The sequence below is a fragment of the Pseudomonas sp. NBRC 111133 genome (assembly GCF_001320605.1).
Lineage (GTDB): Bacteria > Pseudomonadota > Gammaproteobacteria > Pseudomonadales > Pseudomonadaceae > Aquipseudomonas > Aquipseudomonas monteilii.
In genome coordinates this window covers 46,785-64,848 of the sequence record NZ_BCBJ01000002.1, presented here as the reverse complement: position 1 = coordinate 64,848, position 18,064 = coordinate 46,785, and the positions used below count along the sequence as shown (strand labels likewise).

Genomic DNA, 18,064 nt, shown 5'->3' with positions numbered 1-18,064 from the left:
ACCGCTTAGCCGCCGAGGGTTTGCGCCTGGCGAGTGAGGCTGGTCAGCAGGCCGGTTTCAACCTGTTGCTGCTCGGCAGTCAGCACGTCCACCCCTTGGCGGTACTGCTGCTCGTTGATCGAGACGCGACGCAGCACTCCTTGAGCACTCAATGGGCTTTCAGGCATGACGCCGGCCAGCGCTCGTAGAACAGAACTGTCCAGGGAGGTGACCGGGTCGGCGGTTTCATCCAGGCAGTAGTACAGGTAATCCAGGCCCGGCCGCCAAAAGTCGGTGATCAGGCTGAACTGTGCCGCATGCTCACGTTTCAGGTACTCGACCCAACCCGGCTGCTGGTTCAACCATTGTTCCCGCGCGTTGGCATCCGTATCCAGCGCCAGGACCGCAGCTTTCACTCGGTCGATGATGGTCTGGTTGATCCTGGCTGTGTCGCGGTACAACATGCCTCGGCTTGGCTCAGGATAGTCCAGCGCGGTGGCCAGAGACTGGCGCAACGCCAGGCGCACCTCGATATCGTCCACCAGCCCCGTTTCCAGGTCGAAGTCCGGAAACGCGGAGGGCTCGTCGAGCACATCGTAAGCGGGAAGATCTTCATCGAAGACGCCATCGAGCAGCGCCTGTTTGCGCAAGGATCTTTTCCAGCTGATGCGGTCGGCCAGTTGATTGACCTGGTCGCGTCGGTACAGCTTGCGATACAGCCTCAGCAGATCGGTGGGTCGGCTACCGGCACGGCCTGCGGCTTCGTGGGCCAGTACCTCTATTTCCAATGCGCTGAAAGCGTCGGCGCCTGCGTCTCCACAGGTTGGGGGGAAGTCGCCCGCCACGGTGGCCAGGCGCTCACGTAGCTCGGTGTCTTCAGCAGCCTTCTCCAGCAAGTCCCAGACACGTTCGCTCACGGTTTCGGCATCGCGCAGCGCTTCTGCCGACTGGGCGAGACGCTCCAGTACCCCTAGCAACGCCGCGTTTTCACCTTGGTCGAACAAGTCGCTCCACAGTTGCTCTTCGGCATTGCTCGCGTCGCCACGGAAAATGCTTTGCCACTGTGGCACGTCCTCTGCGTGTTCGAATACGTTGACGCCACTGCTGCCCAGGCGTGCACGTGTCTGGGCTTCCAGCGTGTTGTAGTTGAACAGCCAGCGGCGCTCAGGCAGGCGCGCGGCGACGTCACGGGCGAAGGGGGTACGCAGCACCCTTGGCAGGTCTGGCAGTGTGCGAATGCGGTTGGAGGAGAGGTTGAGATAGCGCAGTTGGTACTGGGGCTGGCTCATGAGGGTGGTCAAGCTGTCGGGCCATTGCTGCAGTTCGCAACGCTCGAGGTCCAGGTGGCTGAGGCGGGCCATGAAGCGCAGGTCGGGTGGCTGCTGCAATGGGTTGCCGGGCATGTGCAATACCATGGGGTGAATCATGTCCTGAAAACGGGCTGCGAGGGTTTCATCGAGTGTGATCTGATTGTTGCCCAGGCCCAGTGCATCCAGTGGCAAGCGCGCAAGGAAACTCAAGCTGGCGTCATCAAGTTGCAGGCGGTTACGGCTGAGGCCAAGTATTCTCAGGCCGGGCATCGCCTCTATGGCTTGTTGGGCAGTGGCTGTAAGGGCAGTCAAACCATTGCTTGTCAGGCCCAGCTCGCGTAGCCGTGGCGCAGACTTGAGCGCCTCGAACAGTGTTTCGGCGTCCATGTCGGGGTTGCCGATGATTTCCAGTTTTTCCAGGTTAGGGAAGTTTGACAGCAAGCCGCTGTCCAGGCGCCGCAGTTGCAACCCTTCAAGCGTCAGTTGCCGGATATGCGGCATGCGAGCAGTGAACGTTGGCAGCGCTTCCAGCCGCATGCGGTCCAGCACGAGTGCCTCGCGTTGCGCGCCACCTTCACGCCGGGAAGCACTCATCAGCCGTTCGGCGCATTGCTGGCGATCAAAGCGCTCTTCCAGCGAAGCTGAAGCGTTGGCCCAGCGGTTGAGGTCACGGCTGAGGGTACGCTGTTCTGCTTCCAGCCGACTGATGGCGATACCCAGGTCGCCCCCTTGGGCAAGATCAGCTTGCAGCGCACTGATTTGCGGGCTACTGAGTTCGGGATAGAGTGCTCGAAGGCGGCGGGCGGCGGGCAGGCCCCGACCACTCAAAGGGTAGCCAAGTTGGCCGTTGGCCATGCGCAAGGGGGAGCGGAAGCTCGGCTTGACGGGCTGTTGGCCAAGCAGTGAGGCGCAGCGCTGGCGATGGGCGAGGGCAAGTTGCAGCAACTGGGCCGAGTCAGCCTGTGGGTGCTCGGCTTGCAGGGCCTGTTTCAGGCGTTGGCTGTCATCGTTAGCCAGGCTGCGCCTGAACATGCCGAGGATGGCGCGGTCTAGCCGCGCACGGGCTTGCAGACGGCGGGCTTCTTCGGCAATGCGAAGCGGCACCCGTCCGTTTGTCAGGCTTAGCCGTTCGGCGTTGCTGATGTTGGCCAGTAACGCTTCAAGCGCACTGTCCGGCAAGCCGGGAAACTGCCGGGCGAGGGGGTGGGCGGCTGGGGGGAGGACGGGCCGGCGGCTTTGCTGCAGGCTGCTGAACAACGCCTCGCGATGCGCTTCCAGATGTGTCGCGAGCGCGTTGTTCAAGGCAGAAGATCGTTGCTCGGGCGGTGTGTCACCCAGCAGTCTCAGCGAGACTTCTTCATCCATTTGAGCCAGCACGGTCTGGCTCAGTTGGCCATTTTCCAGGTCGCTGCGGGTGACTTCGATTTCTATTTGCCCCGTCGAATGGGGCGGGCCGTAGCGCATAGACTCGCCCCAGGGTTCTGGCCCTTTGTAAACCTTGAGTACAATCCCCTCAGACCACCCCGGCAGGCGCAGCAGTTCAGGTAAGACAAAGTCCTTGTACGCTGCCAGCGGCAACCCATGGCGTACGCGATCGATGATCTGTCGAGCCTCGTTGTCGAGTTGCAGGCGTTGCAAGGTGTCGATCAACAGGGCGGGTGGGCGTGAGCCTGTTGCCTGGTTACGGCGTAATACACTTTCATCGGTACCGGTACTGCGCATGGCGTAGTCCAGCTCGCTTTTGTCCAGGCCAGTGGTGTAGTTGCCCAGGCGGCTCATGAGTTGCTGGTGGTCCCATTCCAGCGGTTGTTCATGGTCGAGTTGCCAGCGAGCGTCACCCTGATGCAACAAGCGCGGCGCATAGGCCTGTGCATCCTCGGGGTGGCGCACGCGCCATTGTTGCTCGGCGTCCTGAAACACTTCGTATAGCGTCCCATTCAGCTTCAGGTAGGTCTTCCCATCGACGTGCACATGGCCGAGCGAATCGGGTTGAACTCCCTCAGGGATAGCCGCTGGGCTTGCATACGGCTTCATGTCGGGGTGCCAGAGCACCTCCTGATCGTCGTGCCACACACTCGTCAGTGCATCGACGAAGCCTGATGCCTGAACGATCTTGGCGCCTACCGCAAAACCGGCGATGACCGCCGCATTGATGGCCAATGATTCCAGTTGCACCAGCGCTTGCTGGGTATCGCCTTCTTCCCAGGCCTCGAACCCGGTGAACACAGAACTCATCAGGTCGTAGGCGAAAACACCAAGCATGACGGTGTTCAGCCCGGGCACGAAGAACGCAGCCACGTTGAGCACAGTCATGCCGATATCGAGCCAATGCTTCAGGCGCTCGTTGCGGGCCTTGGCGTCTACGTCGGCAGTGGGGACAGCAATGATTTTCGCGTCGGCCTTCATGCGCGCAAGGTGCGCGTTGTACAAGGTGGCCCAGGGATCGGTGCGGATTGGCGAGGGGGTGAAATGGAGTACAGGCTTGTGTCGCGGTCTGTGTATGCCTGCATCGTCCTTCTCGAACAGCGCGTTCTCCAGTTTGTCGGCCAGCTCCTGTTGCCTGTCCTTGTAGGCGAAATGGACCAACGCACGACGGAATGTCCTCTGCAGCAAGCGTCTGCGCAGGTGCTTGCCTGCTGCCTGGAGTGAGGCAAATTCCCTGACCGGGTGCTCGTTGTCTTCAGGTATGTAAACAATGCACGGGTTTATCTGGCTAGGCTCGTCGGGCCCGATGAAGAGGATCTCGCGGATGGGGATACCGAACAGGCTGAAGTTCCAGCAGCGCAACGGCTGTTCATCATAGGTGGGCCGGGGCTTGCCATCGCATAACTGAATGAGCGCATTGCCCCCGCGGTCGCTCAGCAGGCCTTTGAGCTTTGCGATCAGTGCCTGCACCCTCAAAGCTTCACGGCTGGCTTGAATCGACAGGCGCTGGACTTCAGCGCGGTTGGCGCCCTCATGGGTTGCCAGCAGGTGATCTTGATAGCGCTGGCCCAGGTCCAGTGCCCGACAATGCTTGACGAAGTCCGCCATCGTCAGCCCTGGCAAAGGGGTTTCGCTGCCTGGTGCACAGGTGAGCCTGCTGTAGGCGCCTACTTCATCCAGGCTTTCGAAGTTGTGCAGGGCCGCCTCCAGCAAGCTACGTGCTTGCGGCTCGCCCATGGGGCGGGTGGCCAGCACATCCACCTTCCGGTCAGGAAACAAAGGCACTTCCAGGTCAGGAACGCCGGTCCAGATATCGGCATCGGCTTCAAAGGGCTGAAAGACATACTGCGCCCTGTCTACGGGCACACTCACATTCAACTGCTTGGTTAGCAGAGGCGTGCTGAATGTGATGATGTCCTTGAAGCCCGCAAGAGCTGCCTTGAGTTGCGCCAGGCATTTGTTTCGCGCCTTGATGGCGTTGCGCAACTGCTCGCGCGCGGGCGCATCGGCAGTGGCATACCATGGGTAAGGGGTGCCATCTTCAGCCAGATAGTCCCTGCGCAGGCTTTGCACCACTTTTTGCGTGTGTGCGGGGTGTAGCGCCTTGCTCCATTTGGGCAATGCACGGGTTATCTGGTTTTTATGCAGCGGCGTGGGGGTTGTCATGGTCATGACCTCTTGCGTAGAGGGGATAGTCCACACTCATCAAGGCGCCGTGGTGCGGTAGATAGTTGTCGGTAGCGGTCGGTCTTGCGCATGCGTGGGTCGGTGAGGGGCCAGCAGCAGGGGGAGATCTGCGAGAGGGTGGAGGCAGGCCATGGCGCAGGCTTCAGCCAAGGAGAATTGCAATGCGTTCGCTGTGCAGTCCGAAAGACCACCTGCTAGACCTTGATGGTATTGAAATAGCGGTCCGCACCTGGGGCGCCGAAGACGGTATTCCCGTATTGGCCTTGCATGGCTGGCTGGACAACGCTGCCTCGTTCGAACGCCTGGCACCGATGCTGGACGGTTGTTTCGTGGTGGCCCCCGACCTGGTTGGTCACGGCCGTTCGGACCATCGCCGCCGCGACAGTGGCTATTACCTCTGGGAGCATGCCGAAGATATGCTGGCGGTGACCGACAGTCTGGGGCTGGCGCAGTTCCATGTGCTGGCCCACGGCATGGGAACCGGGGTGGCATCGCTGCTGGCGGCCATGACCAGCGGCATTGCCAGCATGACCTTCCTCGACGGCATGGGGGCACCGTTCACGGTGGCCGAGGATGACCGCGTGCAGCACCTGGCGCGGGCCTACCGGCTCAAGCGCATGGTGCAGCGCAGCCAGCTGCCGGGGTTTGCCGAGCCAGACCCCGGCCGCTTCGACGACCTGGACACCGCCCTGGCGCAACGCCGCGAACGCCTGGACACCGAGCTGTCGGAAGGTGCCGCACGGCTGCTGGCGCTGCGCGACCTGCTGCAACTGGGCGATGGCTACTGCTGGCGCCACGACCCGCGGCTGGTGCTGCCCGAACCGATGCCGCTGACCGAGCGCGAAGCCTGCGAACTGCTCAACCAGATCAGCTGCCCGTTGTACCTGCTGTTTGGTCGCCAGGGGGCATTCACCGGCGAAGCCTTTACCCGGCGCGAGGCCGCCTTGCCTGGTCAGGCGAAGATTTCGTGGCACCCGGGCGGGCACCACTTCCACTTGGAGACCCCGGACCGGGCGCTGGTCGACCAACTGTTGCGCATCCTGACGCGGCATGAAGGGCGCGTGCTGCAACGGTTGGTTAACGAGTAGCTGATTCTGGTCACGCCGGGCGAAGCTGGGCTATGGTGGCGAACGTATTCGCGCACACGGAACAAGGAGCCCGGCATGCGACCGTTCGCTATCAAGCACATAGACCATCTTGTTCTGCGCGTCAGCGACCTGCCGCGCAGTGTTGCCTTCTACACCGAGCTGCTGGGTTGCGCTGTCAGCCGCGTGCGCGACGACCTGGGCATGGTGCACCTGGCCACGGGCACGGCGATGATCGACCTGGTGACCCTGGACGGCCCGCTGGGCCAGCCAGGCGGGGCGGCACCGGGGGTGGAGGGGCGCAACCTGCACCATTTCTGCCTGCGTATCGAGCCGTTCGATGAGGTGGCATTGACGGCCTACCTGGAAGCCGCCGGGGTCAAGGTTGAGCCCGCAGAGAAGCGTTATGGTGCCGAAGGCGAGGGGCTGTCCCTGTACTGTTACGACCCGGATGGCAACCAGGTCGAGTTGAAGGGGCCGGTGGCGGCGGCGGTATGAGCGCACTGCACAGCCATGAGCATTGGATCGACACCGCCCAAGGCAGGCTGTTCGCTCAGGAGTGGGTACCCCTGCAGGTGCAGGGGGCGCCCATTGTCCTGCTGCATGATTCGCTGGGTTGTGTGGCGTTGTGGCGCGACTTTCCGGTGCAGTTGGCCCACGCCACCGGGCACCGGGTAATCGCCTACGACCGCCTGGGCTTTGGCCGGTCCGACGCACACCCGGGCAGGTTGCGCCTGGGGTTTGTCGAGAACGAGGCGCAGCAAGGGTTCACGGCGCTGCGCGAGTACTTTGGCATTACCGATTTCATTGTCTTCGGTCACAGCGTTGGCGGTGGCATGGCCGTGGCCTGTGCGGCGGCCTTCGCCAGCCAGTGCGTGGGGCTGATTACCGAGTCGGCGCAAGCGTTTGTCGAAGCGCGTACCCTTGAGGGCATTCGTGCCGCCGATCTGCGGTTTGCCGCGCCCGGCCAGCTGCAACGGCTGGAGCGCTACCACGGCAGCAAGGCCGAATGGGTACTGCGCGCCTGGGTGGACAATTGGCTGGCTGAGGATTTTGCCGAGTGGAACCTGGATGCCGTGTTGGCGCAGGTCCGCTGCCCGCTGTTGAGCCTGCATGGCGATAACGACGAGTTCGGCTCGCCAGTGCACCCCGAGCGGCTGGTGGCGCTGGCGGGTGGGCCGGCGGCGATGCAGTTGCTGCAAGAGTGTGGGCATGTACCGCATCGGGAACAGGCTGAGGGGGTGCTGGCAGCGGTCGTGCAGTTCTTGCGGTAACGCTGTTCTTGAAGTGGACGCCGGTTCCGCGTAGCGGCCAAGCATGCGCCGTTCTTTCAAGCGCCCACCTTGCCTAAGGCCTAACACTGGCGGCTCCTGACTGACTGGAGTCGCCCATGCGCACCCTGTATGCCCCACTGTTCTTCTTTGGCTTCATTGCCGCCGCACTGTCACTGGCAGCCCAGCCGTTGTGGCTACTGCCCCTGCTGGCCAGTGCCGTGTTGCTGTCATTTATCTGCGAACGGCTCATCCCCTTCAAGGTTGTCTGGAATCAGGTACAAGGCGAGGGGCGACGTGACCTTTGCCATGCGCTGGTCAATGAATGCCTGACCCTCTGCAGCGTGGCGACCACTCCGCTGCTTGCCACCTGGCTCCCGGGTACGGGGCTTTGGCCTGATCACTGGCCGTTGGCCCTGCAGTTGCTGCTAGCCATTGCGCTGGCCGATCTGGGCATCACCCTGGTGCATTACGCCAGCCACCGCAGCCCGCTGCTGTGGCGGCTGCATGCGGTGCACCACAGTGTCACGCGCCTGTACGGTTTCAACGGCCTGATGAAGCATCCTCTACACCAGTTGCTCGAAACCCTGGGCGGCACCTTGCCGTTGTTGCTGCTTGGCTTGCCCGTCGAGGTGGCATCGCTGCTGGCGTTCAGTGTGTCTATCCAGCTGTTGCTGCAACACAGCAACGTGGACATGCGCATTGGCGGCTTGCGCCATGTGTTCGCCTGGGCGCCGGTGCATCGCCTGCATCACCTGAAGTACGGCAGCACTGGCGACGTCAACTTCGCGCTGTTCTTTCCGCTCTGGGACCGGCTGCTTGGCACGGTCCTGTACCTGCCAGGCTATGCGCTCGCGGACGACGACATGGGCATCGGGGATCGGCCCGACTATCCGCAGGCCTACCTGGCGCAATTGCGCGAGCCGTGGGTGAACGGCGATGCTCATTCACCTGCGGTATTGCCAGCGGGGTTGTGTCAGGCGTTAGCCGACCGTACGTAGACGCAATCCGCACAAGGCGGCCCGGGGGCTGAGGCCGAACTGCCGGCGAACGCTGCGGGTGAAGTGGGCCGAGTCGGCAAACCCTGCCGCCAATGCCGCTTCGGTCAGGCTGGCGCCGCTCAGCGCCCTTTGCATGGCCACACGCAAGCGCTGCCACAACACCAGCCGCCGCACCGACAGCTTCAGTGAACCGCTGAACAGGCGCTCCAGCTGGCTGATCGACAGCGTCGCGGTACTGGCCAGTTCCCGGGCCGGCAAGGCTTGCTCATCGAGCGCGCGGATGCGCTGCAGGGCTTTTCCCAGGCGGGGGTCGAGCCGGCGGCGCGGCCAATGCCCAAGGCTTTCTGCCAGGTGTTCTGCACGGTTGCCCGCGTGCTCGCAGGCCAAGGCAAGTTCTGCCAGGTCGAATGCCAGCGGCTCGGCGAACAGGGTAAGGCACGGTAAGCCATGACTGAGGATGGCATGAGGTTGCTGCGAGGCAATCAGCACCTGCGGGCCGCTGCAGATCTGCTCGCCCACGCGCACCTCGATATCGGCGCCGAGGCCGACAAGCACCTGATGCGCGTAGTGCACATGACGGTCGGTCGTGCCGAGTGTAGAAAGCAGCAGGCAGTGATCGTCAGCCAACCAGATATCGCCTAGCCAGCCCGGTGTAGCCGTATTGTTCATGCTGCCCTCCGCAGTGCGGCCAGGCGGGTGGATATCCCGCCAAACCCGATTATGCTTCAGTTACCTTGCTGCGATCCGAGGCGGCCTGCCTCGTCGTGCTTCGCGCAACCAAAGCAAGCCCCAGGGCCTGGGTGCGACGGTGAAGTGGTTGTGAGGTGCTCCGGCCTGCATGAAGACATGACGGAGGCAACCCATGGCGGTTTTCGACAGCACATCCACGGGCAGTAGCGCGCCCCAACGCGGTATCTCCCGGGAGGAGCGCAAGGTCATCTTCGCCTCTTCCCTGGGCACGGTGTTCGAATGGTACGACTTCTACCTGTACGGTTCCCTGGCGGCGATCATCGCCAAGCACTTCTTTGCCGGGGTCAATGAAACCACCTCGTTCATCTTCGCCTTGCTCGCCTTTGCTGCCGGGTTCGCCGTACGGCCATTCGGTGCCATCGTATTCGGCCGCCTGGGCGACATGATCGGGCGCAAGTACACCTTCCTCATTACCATCGTGATCATGGGCCTGTCCACCGCTGTCGTCGGCCTGCTACCTGGCTACGCCGCAATCGGTGTGGCCGCGCCGATCATCCTGATCACCCTGCGCCTGCTGCAGGGCCTGGCACTGGGTGGCGAGTACGGCGGCGCGGCCACCTACGTGGCCGAGCATGCACCGAAGGGGCGGCGCGGCTTTTTCACCGCCTGGATCCAGACCACAGCCACCTTGGGGCTGTTTCTGTCGCTGCTGGTAATCATGGCGTGCCGCACGGCCATGGGGACCGAGGCCTTCGAGGCCTGGGGCTGGCGGGTGCCATTCCTGCTGTCGATCCTGCTGCTGGCGATTTCGGTGTACATCCGCATGCAGCTCAACGAGTCACCGGTGTTCATGAAGATGAAGGCCGAAGGCAAAGCCTCCAAGGCACCTCTGACGGAGTCGTTCGCCCGTTGGGACAACCTCAAGGTGGTGATCATGGCGTTGTTGGGCGGCACTGCTGGCCAGGCCGTGGTGTGGTACACCGGGCAATTCTATGCGCTGTTCTTCCTGTTGCAGATGCTCAAGATCGAGCCACAGACGGCCAACCTGCTGATTGCCGGCTCGCTGCTGATCGGCACGCCGTTCTTCATCTTCTTCGGCAGCTTGTCTGACCGCATTGGCCGCAAGAAGATCATCATGGCCGGCTGCATTATCGCTGCGCTGACTTATTTCCCGATCTTCAAGGCGCTGACCGAATACGGCAACCCGGACGTGTTCGTTGCCCAGGAGCAGAACCCGGTGGTGGTGGTGGCAGACCCTGGCCAGTGCGCGTTCCAGTTCGACCCGGTGGGCAAGGCCAGATTCACCAGTTCCTGCGACATCGCCAAGAGCCTGCTGGCCAAGCGCGCCATTCCCTACACCAACGAGGCGGCCGAACCTGGCAGCGTGGCGCAGATCCGTATTGGTGAGCGGTTACTGCCGAGCTTTGAAGGCAGGAGCATGGCCGCAGCGGACTTCAAAGTGCAGAGCGAGGCGTTTACGGCAACCTTGAGTGGTGCATTGAAAGAGGCGGGCTACCCGGAAAAGGCTGACCCGGCGAAGATCCACTACCCGATGGTGCTGTTGCTGCTGACCCTTCTGGTGATCTACGTGACCATGGTCTACGGCCCGATTGCCGCCTGGCTGGTAGAGCTGTTCCCGGCGCGTATCCGCTACACCTCGATGTCGCTGCCTTACCACATCGGCAACGGTTGGTTCGGCGGCTTCCTGCCGACGGTTGCGTTTGCCATGGTGGCGGCGACCGGGGATATCTATTACGGCTTGTGGTACCCGATCGTGATTGCCGTGATGACGGCGGTACTGGGGATCTTCTTCATGCCAGAGACCAAGGATCGGGATATCAGCCATACCTGAGATTAATGGGTCGCCTGCGCGGGCCCTTTCGCGGGCAAGCCCGCACACAGGTACAGTACAGCTTTCAAGTCCTGGGCTGTACCTGTGGGAGCGGGCTTGCCCGTGAAAGGGCCGGAACAGGCTATCAATCAATCGAAATAGCCACGCAAGCCAAAGGCATATCCGGTATCCACATCAGCAGCCTGACCCCGACTCCAGCGCTTCTTCAAAACAAACTCGAACGCCGGCTCGTACACACCGTCCCGCACCAGTGCCCCCGCCAGCACCTCCACGTCATACCAGCCATTGTCCAGCTCGATGATCGGCCGCCCCGGCACCTGGTAGCGAGCCATCAGGTCGCCCAAGGTCTTGGGCGTGAAATGCTGCAGGATGCGCCAGGTGTACAGCATCAGCGCACCGTGCTCCACCCGCAGCACGTAGCCATTGCGCCGGTGCTTCAGGCGGCTGCCGGGTTCGCGCAGGACCGGGGTGTAGCCATCGAGGGTGAAGAGGATGCGATAAGGCAGGTTGTCGACCCCGGCCAGCGGCAGCACGATGCCTTCGCGTACGGCCTGGTCGCCACTGTCGTCATGGGTGAATGCATAGGCAAGGTCGTCGGGCAGCTCATGTTCCTGTTTGAAGCGTTCGAGCAGCTGGATATCGCCAAGCAGAAAGTAATCGACCAGGTCGTTGAGCACTTCGCTGAATTCGTGGCGCATCTGTTTTCCTTGTTGTTGCGCGTGAGGGTGGATTATCAGTGCTTCTGGGCAATCTGGATCAGGTTGCCACACGTGTCATCGAACACGGCCACCGTGACGGGGCCCATGTCGGTGGGGGTCTGGGTAAACTGCACGCCCGCCGCGCACAGCCGGGTGTATTCGGCCTGGATATCGCGCACGCCGAACGAAGTGGCAGGAATGCCGTCTTGCTTCAGCGCGGCCTTGTACACCTTGGACGCCGGGTGCGCGTCGGGTTCCAACAGCAGCTCGACACCGTTGGGGTCGTTGGGCGAAGTGAGGGTCAGCCAGCGGTGCCGGCCCATGGGGATGTCATGCTTGGGCTCGAAACCGAGTACATAGTGATAGAAGGCCAGGGCCTTGGCCTGGTCGTCGACGAAAATGCTGGTAACCACGATCTTCATTGGCGCACTCCGTATCGCTGAGGCCGTTGGGTATCAGTAAAGACGTTCAGAGATTATTGGCCAGTGGCCGGGTTTCCAGATGGGGTACCGGGTGAGCGGACGATAGAGTCTATCTGGCAAGTTCACCCAACCCAGGAGTAACGTACATGCAAGATGAACCGAAAGCCGAATTGCCAGGTAACGCTGAACAACAGACGCTGGAACATGTGGAGTCTGAAGTGAAACTCTCCAGGCGCAAGCGTGGCGTGGCCCCTGTCGTGGGGATGCCATGTGAATCAGGGTACAAACTTGTTGGGGATGACTGTGCGATGGCGAATATAGACTTCGAGTGATCCGGTGGGGGCTTCAGGTGGCCCCCCTCAAAAAACCTGCTCAAGCCATAGGTAAATCCTTTATCACCCAGCCCCCATTCGCCAGCGCCCAGGGTTAAAGTGTCAGCCATGATCCCTGCGTGCCCATCGGGCACCAAAGAGGTACCCGTGGCTGCCTATACCCTGCGACAACTCAAGTACTTCGTCACCACCGTGGAGGCCGGCAGCGTTGCCGAGGCTTCGCGCCAGCTGTACATCGCCCAGCCGTCCATCTCCACGGCCATCAAAAGCCTGGAGGAAAGTTTTGGTGTGCAGCTGTTCATCCGTCACCATGCCCAGGGTGTGTCGCTGACGCCCAGTGGCAAGCGCTTCTACGCCAAGACCAAGTCGCTGCTGCAGATGGCCCATGAGTTTGAGCAGAACGCCCTGGCCGACAACGACACCGTGGCCGGGCAGATCGACATCGGCTGCTTCGAAACCGTGGCACCGTTGTACCTGCCGCGGCTGATTGCCGGCTTTCGTCAGCGTTACCCGGGCGTGGATATCCGGCTGCGCGACGGCGAGCAGCAGGACCTGATCCAGGGCCTGACGGCCGGCACCTTCGACCTGGCATTTCTCTACGATCACGACCTGGACGGTACCATCGAAGCCGAGCCGCTGATGCCGCCGCAAAAGCCCTATGTGCTGCTGCCGGAAAACCACCGTTTTGCCGGCCAGGCCCAGGTCTCGCTGCGCGACCTGTGCCCGGAGCCGATGATTCTGCTGGACGTAGCCCCCAGCCGCACCTACTTCGTCAGCCTGTTCAACGAGATGGGGCTGACGCCGAACATCGTTTTCAGCTCGCCGTCGATCGAGATGGTGCGTGGCATGGTCGGACAGGGCTTTGGCTTTTCGCTGCTGGTGACACGTCCGCATTCGGAATACACCTACGACGGCCAGCGCCTGGCCATGCTGGACATTGCCGAGCCGGTGGCGCTGTCAGGGTTGGCGGCGGCGTGGTTGAAGCGGGTGCAGCTGACCAAGCCTGCACAGCTATTCGTGGAGTTCTGTAGGGAAGAGCTGGCGAAGTTCTGAGGCCGGCACGCCATGCCGCCTGATTCAACGGCATGACGTGCCAGGGTGGTCAAGGATTGACCTGATAGCCGCGGCCTTGCAGGCAGCCGCTGTAGGCACTGGCATGGGCCTGGGTTTTTGCTTCGTCCTGGTCGCGCCTGTCCTGGCACCGATCCTGACGCTGACGCATGCCACCGACTGCGGCACCGGCGGCAGCCACTTCGCCAGCGCGGTTTTGCCGGTATTGCTGCTTGGCATCGTCACTGGCCCGGTCATACAACGCTTCATGCTGGTTGCCGCGCACTTGCGCGCCCACTGCACCGGCAGCCGCGCCGCGTACCTGAAAACAATAAAGGAGTCTCTGTATCCGCCGTGGATAAATGCCCGGCACGATACCAGGTGTGCAGCCGATCAAGGAGATCATCGATGAACCAGCCCCATGGAACACTCGCCACACTGGCCATGACGGCCACGCTGTTCAGCCTCGCTGCCCAGGCCGGTACCTATCCGGACTATGGCTATGCACCACCCGACAGCTACAAAGGGCCGACATTTCCCTCAGCCAAAGCTACCCGACGTCACCACCCAATGGCGTGCCGGCGTTCTTTGCAAAGCTGCCTGACAAGCGCGACAACAACTTCGAGACATGGCGCCCGTACATGGAGGCGGCGAAGCGCTATTGCCTGGAGGGTAACGTCGAGGCTGACTGGTATGTGCAGCACAACAGGATTCGGCAGTGGTACCACATGCCCTGGCAGCATTACGGGCCGCTGGGGCGTGAGGGCATACACGGGCTGACCAAGGAGGCGCAGATCCAGGTCAAGCAACTGGCCAGCACGCAGACAGCGACCGGCCAGACCTATGCCGTGGGTATCTACAACGACATTGGCGCCTACACCCTTGGGCAAGTCTGGAAAGACCCGAACAACCCGGACCCCAGCCATACCGCCCAACCCAACAGCTTTACCAACGGTACGGTGGTGTGCAAGGCGCTGTTCGCCGACATCGACCGCAGCATGGTGCCGTTCCTGGCCAACCCGGTACTGTGGCAGGGCTATATCACGGACACGTTCACCTCGGCCAACCGCAAGCTCAAGGACGTGGCGCTGATCCAGATGGACGTTGCCGTGCGCGACACGCGCATTGCCGAAACCGGGTGGATTTTCGGTACGTTCCAGTACAACGGGGCCATGAGCGGCAAAGCCAGCTGGGACAACCTAGTACCGGTGGGTGTCATGTGGGGCAACGACCCGCAGGTCACCGGTAATGACCACACCAACCCTGAGCCCACCCAGACCCGGATCAACAAGGCGCTGCAACAGACGGCCATCAACGCCAATACCCGAGAGCTGCCGCCCACCCACCTGGGGTGGAACGGCCGCCTCAACGGGCCGGTGGACAACCCCAACAGCTCCTGCCTGAGCTGCCATGCCACCGCCGAGGCGCCGCAAGTGGCGATCATGAATCCGCTGTTCCAGTCCAACCCGCCATCTCCGGGTTCGGACGAGTGGATGAAGTGGTTCCAGAACATACCGGCAGGGCATGCCTTCACCCCGGGTACGCAAAGTACCGACTACAGCCTGCAGATGTCCGGTGGCATGGTTAACTTCTACCAGTGGAAGTGCGACATGAGCGGTATCTATGCGGACGGCAGGAATGCCTGCGCCAAAGTTGCCAGCATGAAGTTGAAGATGGCCACCCCGGGTAGCGCCGCGCAGCAGCAGCCGGTGCAGCGTGTGATACGTGACCCGAGCCTGGAACAGTTGCTGGAGTAACCCTGTGCAAACCTCCGGGTAGCACGTGCCCGGAGGTTTCACGACAAGGTGCGCATGCACCGAACGCATTACGGTTTTCCCGTCTAGGCTTGCTGACGTAGCTGTGCCCTGCAGGCCTACCCGTGGGAGCCAACATGACCCAGCCCCAAGGTCTGATCATTTGCGAGTACTGCGACACGGTGTATCACCGTGCGACGCTGCGCAAGCATCAGCGCGCCCTGTGCCAGCGGTGTGGCGGCGTGCTGTACCGGCATACGTCCTTGACCCTTCAGCAGAGGCTGGCACTGAGTGTGACCGGTGGCATCCTGCTGGTGTTCGCCAATGCCTACCCGGTGATGACCATCGGCATGCAGGGGCTTACCCATTCGGCGACGTTGTGGGACTCGGTGCAGATCCTCAGCCACGGCAGTATTACCTTCATCGCCCTGGTCATGGCGCTGTCGATCATCGTTGCGCCGGTGCTGCAGATTGCCGTGTTGTGCTGGGTGCTGAGCTTTGCCCTGGCTGGTCAGCGTGCCCCCGGCTTTGCCTTGTGCATGCGCGGGCTGGAGAGCCTGCGGCCCTGGAGCATGCTGGAGGTGTGCCTGCTGGGGGCGATGGTGGCGGTGATCAAGCTGGCCGGGTTGCTCGATGTGATCCCGGGCATCGGTTTGCTGGCCCTGGCCGCGCTGAGCATGCTGATCATTCATATCGCCGGCAAGGACATCCGCGATTTATGGGAGCAGGTATGACTGCCCCGGCCAGCGCTGACGACCTCGGCCTGTGCCTGTGCCATGGCTGCGGCCAGGCGTGTGACCTGAGCAGCGGCGCGCAAACGTGCAACCGCTGTGGCGCTGCCATCCATCGGCGCAAGGCCAATGCCATCAGCCGCGGCTGGGCGTTTCTGCTGGCCGCGCTGGTGTTTTACATCCCGGCGAACCTGCTGCCTGTCATGCACACCGAAATGCTCGGCAGTGGCAGTGAAAGCACCATCGGCGGTGGGGTGCTGGAGTTCTGGGAGGCGGGGGCCTGGGACATCGCACTGATCATCTTCATTGCCAGCGTGGGTGTGCCTGCCATCAAGTTCTTTTCGCTCGGCCTGCTGCTGTATACCGCCCAGCGTGGTTCCACCTGGGCCTGCCGGCAACGGTCGCAGCTGTACCGCTTCGTCGAGCTGATCGGCTACTGGTCGATGCTCGATGTCATGGTGGTGGCGCTGGTGGCGGCACTGGTGCAGTTGCGCGGGCTGGGCACCATCGAGCCACGGGTGGGCATCCTGTTTTTCGGCATGGTGGTGGTGCTGACCATGTTGTCTGCAATGAGCTTCGATCCACGCCTGATCTGGGATAGCCATGCCAACGAGGGGAGGCCGCACTGATGGGGCAACAGACTGACGAACGTGAGGGGGTGGGGCAGGTTGAAGTGCGCACCCGACGCTGGAGCGTATCGCTGGTGTGGATCGTGCCGATACTGGCCATCCTGATCGGCGCTTCGCTGGTGGTGCGCAACTGGATGCAGCAAGGGCCGGTCATTGCCATTTCCTTCCACACAGGGGAAGGGCTGGTGGCGCACAAGACCCAGGTGAAGTACCGCAGCGTGGTGATTGGTGAAGTGACCACGGTGGAACTGGCCGACGACAGGAAGAGCGTGGTGGCCAAGGTGCAGTTGTCGGACGATGCCCGTTCGTTCGCCACACAGGGCGCGCGCTTCTGGGTGGTGCGCCCGCGCATCGGCGTGGGTGGGGTGTCCGGGGTGGACACGCTGCTTTCGGGCAGTTTCATCGGGGCTGACTCCGGCGAGTCGAACGTGCCGGAAAAGGCCTTTGTCGGCCTTGAACTGCCGCCCCCGATCACATTCGACGAAAAGGGCAAGCGTTTTACCCTGACTGCCAGCGACCTTGGCTCGCTGGACGTGGGCTCATCGATCTACTACCGCAAGATTCCAGTGGGTGAGGTGGTGTCGTTTGCCCTGCAGGACGATGGCAAGGGGGTAGAGATTGGCGTGTTCGTGCAGGCACCCTATGACAGCTTCGTCACCACGGATAGCCGCTTCTGGAACGCCAGCGGCATCGACATGCAGATTGGCGCCAACGGCCTGAAGGTGGATACCGAATCGCTGTCATCGATCCTGGTGGGTGGGCTGGCTTTCGGCTCGCCTGATTTTTCCCCCCAGGCCGAGGCTGCTGCCGACCAGGCCCGCTTCCAGCTGTTTGCCGACCGCGACACCGCGTTGGCACCCCCTAATGGCCAGGCGCAGTATTTGCGTTTGCGCTTCGACCAGGCCATGCGCGGCCTTTCGGTGGGTGCGCCGGTGGAGTTCAAGGGCGTGGAGTTTGGCCGGGTTACCTCGGTCCAGCTTGACTACGATGCCGCCCGCCAGAGCTTTCCGGTGGTGGTCGATGCGGTGATCTACCCGCAACGGCTGGGGCCGGTGCACCGCAAGATGCTGTCGGTGTTCAAGCACGCCGAGGGCGATATGGATGGGGCCAGGCGGTTGATCGGCACCTTCGTCGAACATGGCCTGCGGGCCCAGGCGCGCAGCGGCAACCTGATCACCGGGCAGATGTTCATTTCCCTGGATTTCTACCCGGATGCCCCCAAGGTCGCCTTCGACATGGCCGCCAACCCCATCACCATCCCCACACTGCCGGGTAGCCTGGAACAGTTGCAGGAGCAGTTGCAGCGGGTGGTCGAGCGCATTGCCAAGCTGCCGCTGGAAAGCATCGCCGGCAACCTGGACGGCAGCCTTCGAGAATTGCGCGCCAGCCTCAAACAGTTCAATGGCCAGACGCTGCCGGACGTGAAGGTCGCGCTCGATGAAGTGCACAAGACCCTGCGCACGGCCAACTCGGCCATTTCCGAAGGTTCGCCACAGCGCGAGCGGATGGGCGAAACACTGGATGAGCTGGAGCGCATGTCGCGTTCGCTGCGTGACCTCGCCGATTACCTGGGCCGGCACCCCGAGTCGCTGATTCGCGGGCGGCCAAAGGCGGCCGGCGCCGAAGCGCTTGAACCCTGAGGAGACAG

General features: G+C 62.4%; 14 protein-coding genes and 2 pseudogenes. 11 read left to right on the top strand and 5 right to left on the bottom strand.

Features of this window, described 5'->3' with window-relative positions; genetic code table 11:
* Positions 1-5 precede the first annotated feature (5 nt).
* A complete protein-coding gene (locus APH36_RS01515) occupies positions 6-4,880 on the bottom strand; it encodes an NEL-type E3 ubiquitin ligase domain-containing protein (RefSeq protein WP_374754769.1) in 4,875 nt (1,624 codons plus the stop codon).
* Between the two features lie 182 nt (positions 4,881-5,062).
* Here APH36_RS01515 and APH36_RS01510 point away from each other — a divergent pair, with 182 nt between their 5' ends.
* The 4 genes from APH36_RS01510 (at position 5,063) to APH36_RS01495 (ending at position 8,258) form a co-directional block, all read left to right on the top strand.
* On the top strand, positions 5,063-5,989 hold the full coding sequence (locus APH36_RS01510) for an alpha/beta fold hydrolase (protein WP_060497189.1): 927 nt from the start codon (positions 5,063-5,065) through the stop codon (positions 5,987-5,989).
* A gap of 75 nt (positions 5,990-6,064) precedes the next feature.
* Positions 6,065-6,484 carry a VOC family protein gene (locus APH36_RS01505; RefSeq protein WP_060497188.1) on the top strand — a complete coding sequence of 140 codons (420 nt, stop codon included), beginning with the start codon at positions 6,065-6,067 and terminating at the stop codon, positions 6,482-6,484.
* Positions 6,481-7,260 (top strand): alpha/beta fold hydrolase, encoded by a 780-nt coding sequence (locus APH36_RS01500; protein WP_060497187.1) that lies wholly within the window; start codon positions 6,481-6,483, stop codon positions 7,258-7,260. Before APH36_RS01505 ends, APH36_RS01500 begins: the two co-directional genes overlap by 4 nt.
* Before the next feature lie 116 nt (positions 7,261-7,376).
* Positions 7,377-8,258 (top strand): sterol desaturase family protein, encoded by an 882-nt coding sequence (locus tag APH36_RS01495; RefSeq protein ID WP_060497186.1) that lies wholly within the window; start codon positions 7,377-7,379, stop codon positions 8,256-8,258.
* Here the strand turns inward: APH36_RS01495 and APH36_RS01490 are convergent.
* Positions 8,241-8,927, bottom strand: coding sequence for a helix-turn-helix domain-containing protein (locus APH36_RS01490; protein WP_060497185.1), 687 nt, complete (start codon positions 8,925-8,927; stop codon positions 8,241-8,243). The genes APH36_RS01495 and APH36_RS01490 overlap by 18 nt on opposite strands.
* Positions 8,928-9,120: 193 nt before the next feature.
* Here APH36_RS01490 and APH36_RS01485 point away from each other — a divergent pair, with 193 nt between their 5' ends.
* On the top strand, positions 9,121-10,800 hold the full coding sequence (locus APH36_RS01485; RefSeq protein ID WP_060497184.1) for an MFS transporter: 1,680 nt from the start codon (positions 9,121-9,123) through the stop codon (positions 10,798-10,800).
* Positions 10,801-10,928: 128 nt separating this feature from the next.
* On the opposite strand, the gene APH36_RS01480 is transcribed toward APH36_RS01485, so the two are convergent.
* Positions 10,929-11,498: a hypothetical protein gene (locus APH36_RS01480; protein ID WP_060497183.1), complete on the bottom strand. Its 570-nt coding sequence runs from the start codon at positions 11,496-11,498 to the stop codon at positions 10,929-10,931.
* A gap of 35 nt (positions 11,499-11,533) precedes the next feature.
* Positions 11,534-11,920, bottom strand: a complete 387-nt coding sequence (locus APH36_RS01475; protein ID WP_060497182.1) for a VOC family protein — start codon at positions 11,918-11,920, stop codon at positions 11,534-11,536.
* A gap of 146 nt (positions 11,921-12,066) precedes the next feature.
* Here APH36_RS01475 and APH36_RS01470 point away from each other — a divergent pair, with 146 nt between their 5' ends.
* Together APH36_RS01470 and APH36_RS01465 are read left to right on the top strand one after the other, a co-directional pair.
* The gene (locus APH36_RS01470) at positions 12,067-12,252 is read left to right on the top strand and encodes a hypothetical protein (RefSeq protein WP_060497181.1); all 186 of its coding nucleotides are present in this window, start codon (positions 12,067-12,069) and stop codon (positions 12,250-12,252) included.
* Between the two features lie 147 nt (positions 12,253-12,399).
* Positions 12,400-13,305 carry a LysR family transcriptional regulator gene (locus APH36_RS01465; RefSeq protein WP_013972086.1) on the top strand — a complete coding sequence of 302 codons (906 nt, stop codon included), beginning with the start codon at positions 12,400-12,402 and terminating at the stop codon, positions 13,303-13,305.
* A gap of 49 nt (positions 13,306-13,354) precedes the next feature.
* Here the strand turns inward: APH36_RS01465 and APH36_RS01460 are convergent.
* Positions 13,355-13,618: pseudogene (locus tag APH36_RS01460) on the bottom strand (hypothetical protein); the annotation flags it as partial.
* Between the two features lie 92 nt (positions 13,619-13,710).
* Between APH36_RS01460 and APH36_RS01455 the strand changes: the two are divergent.
* From APH36_RS01455 to APH36_RS01440, 4 genes and pseudogenes are all read left to right on the top strand, one after another.
* Positions 13,711-15,059, top strand: a pseudogene (locus tag APH36_RS01455) (hypothetical protein).
* A 134-nt stretch (positions 15,060-15,193) separates the two neighbouring features.
* Complete coding sequence (locus APH36_RS01450; protein ID WP_060497180.1) at positions 15,194-15,790, top strand: paraquat-inducible protein A; 597 nt, start codon at positions 15,194-15,196, stop codon at positions 15,788-15,790.
* Positions 15,787-16,416 (top strand): paraquat-inducible protein A, encoded by a 630-nt coding sequence (locus APH36_RS01445; RefSeq protein ID WP_060497179.1) that lies wholly within the window; start codon positions 15,787-15,789, stop codon positions 16,414-16,416. Before APH36_RS01450 ends, APH36_RS01445 begins: the two co-directional genes overlap by 4 nt.
* Positions 16,416-18,056 (top strand): intermembrane transport protein PqiB, encoded by a 1,641-nt coding sequence (locus APH36_RS01440; protein WP_060497178.1) that lies wholly within the window; start codon positions 16,416-16,418, stop codon positions 18,054-18,056. Before APH36_RS01445 ends, APH36_RS01440 begins: the two co-directional genes overlap by 1 nt.
* Positions 18,057-18,064 lie beyond the last annotated feature (8 nt).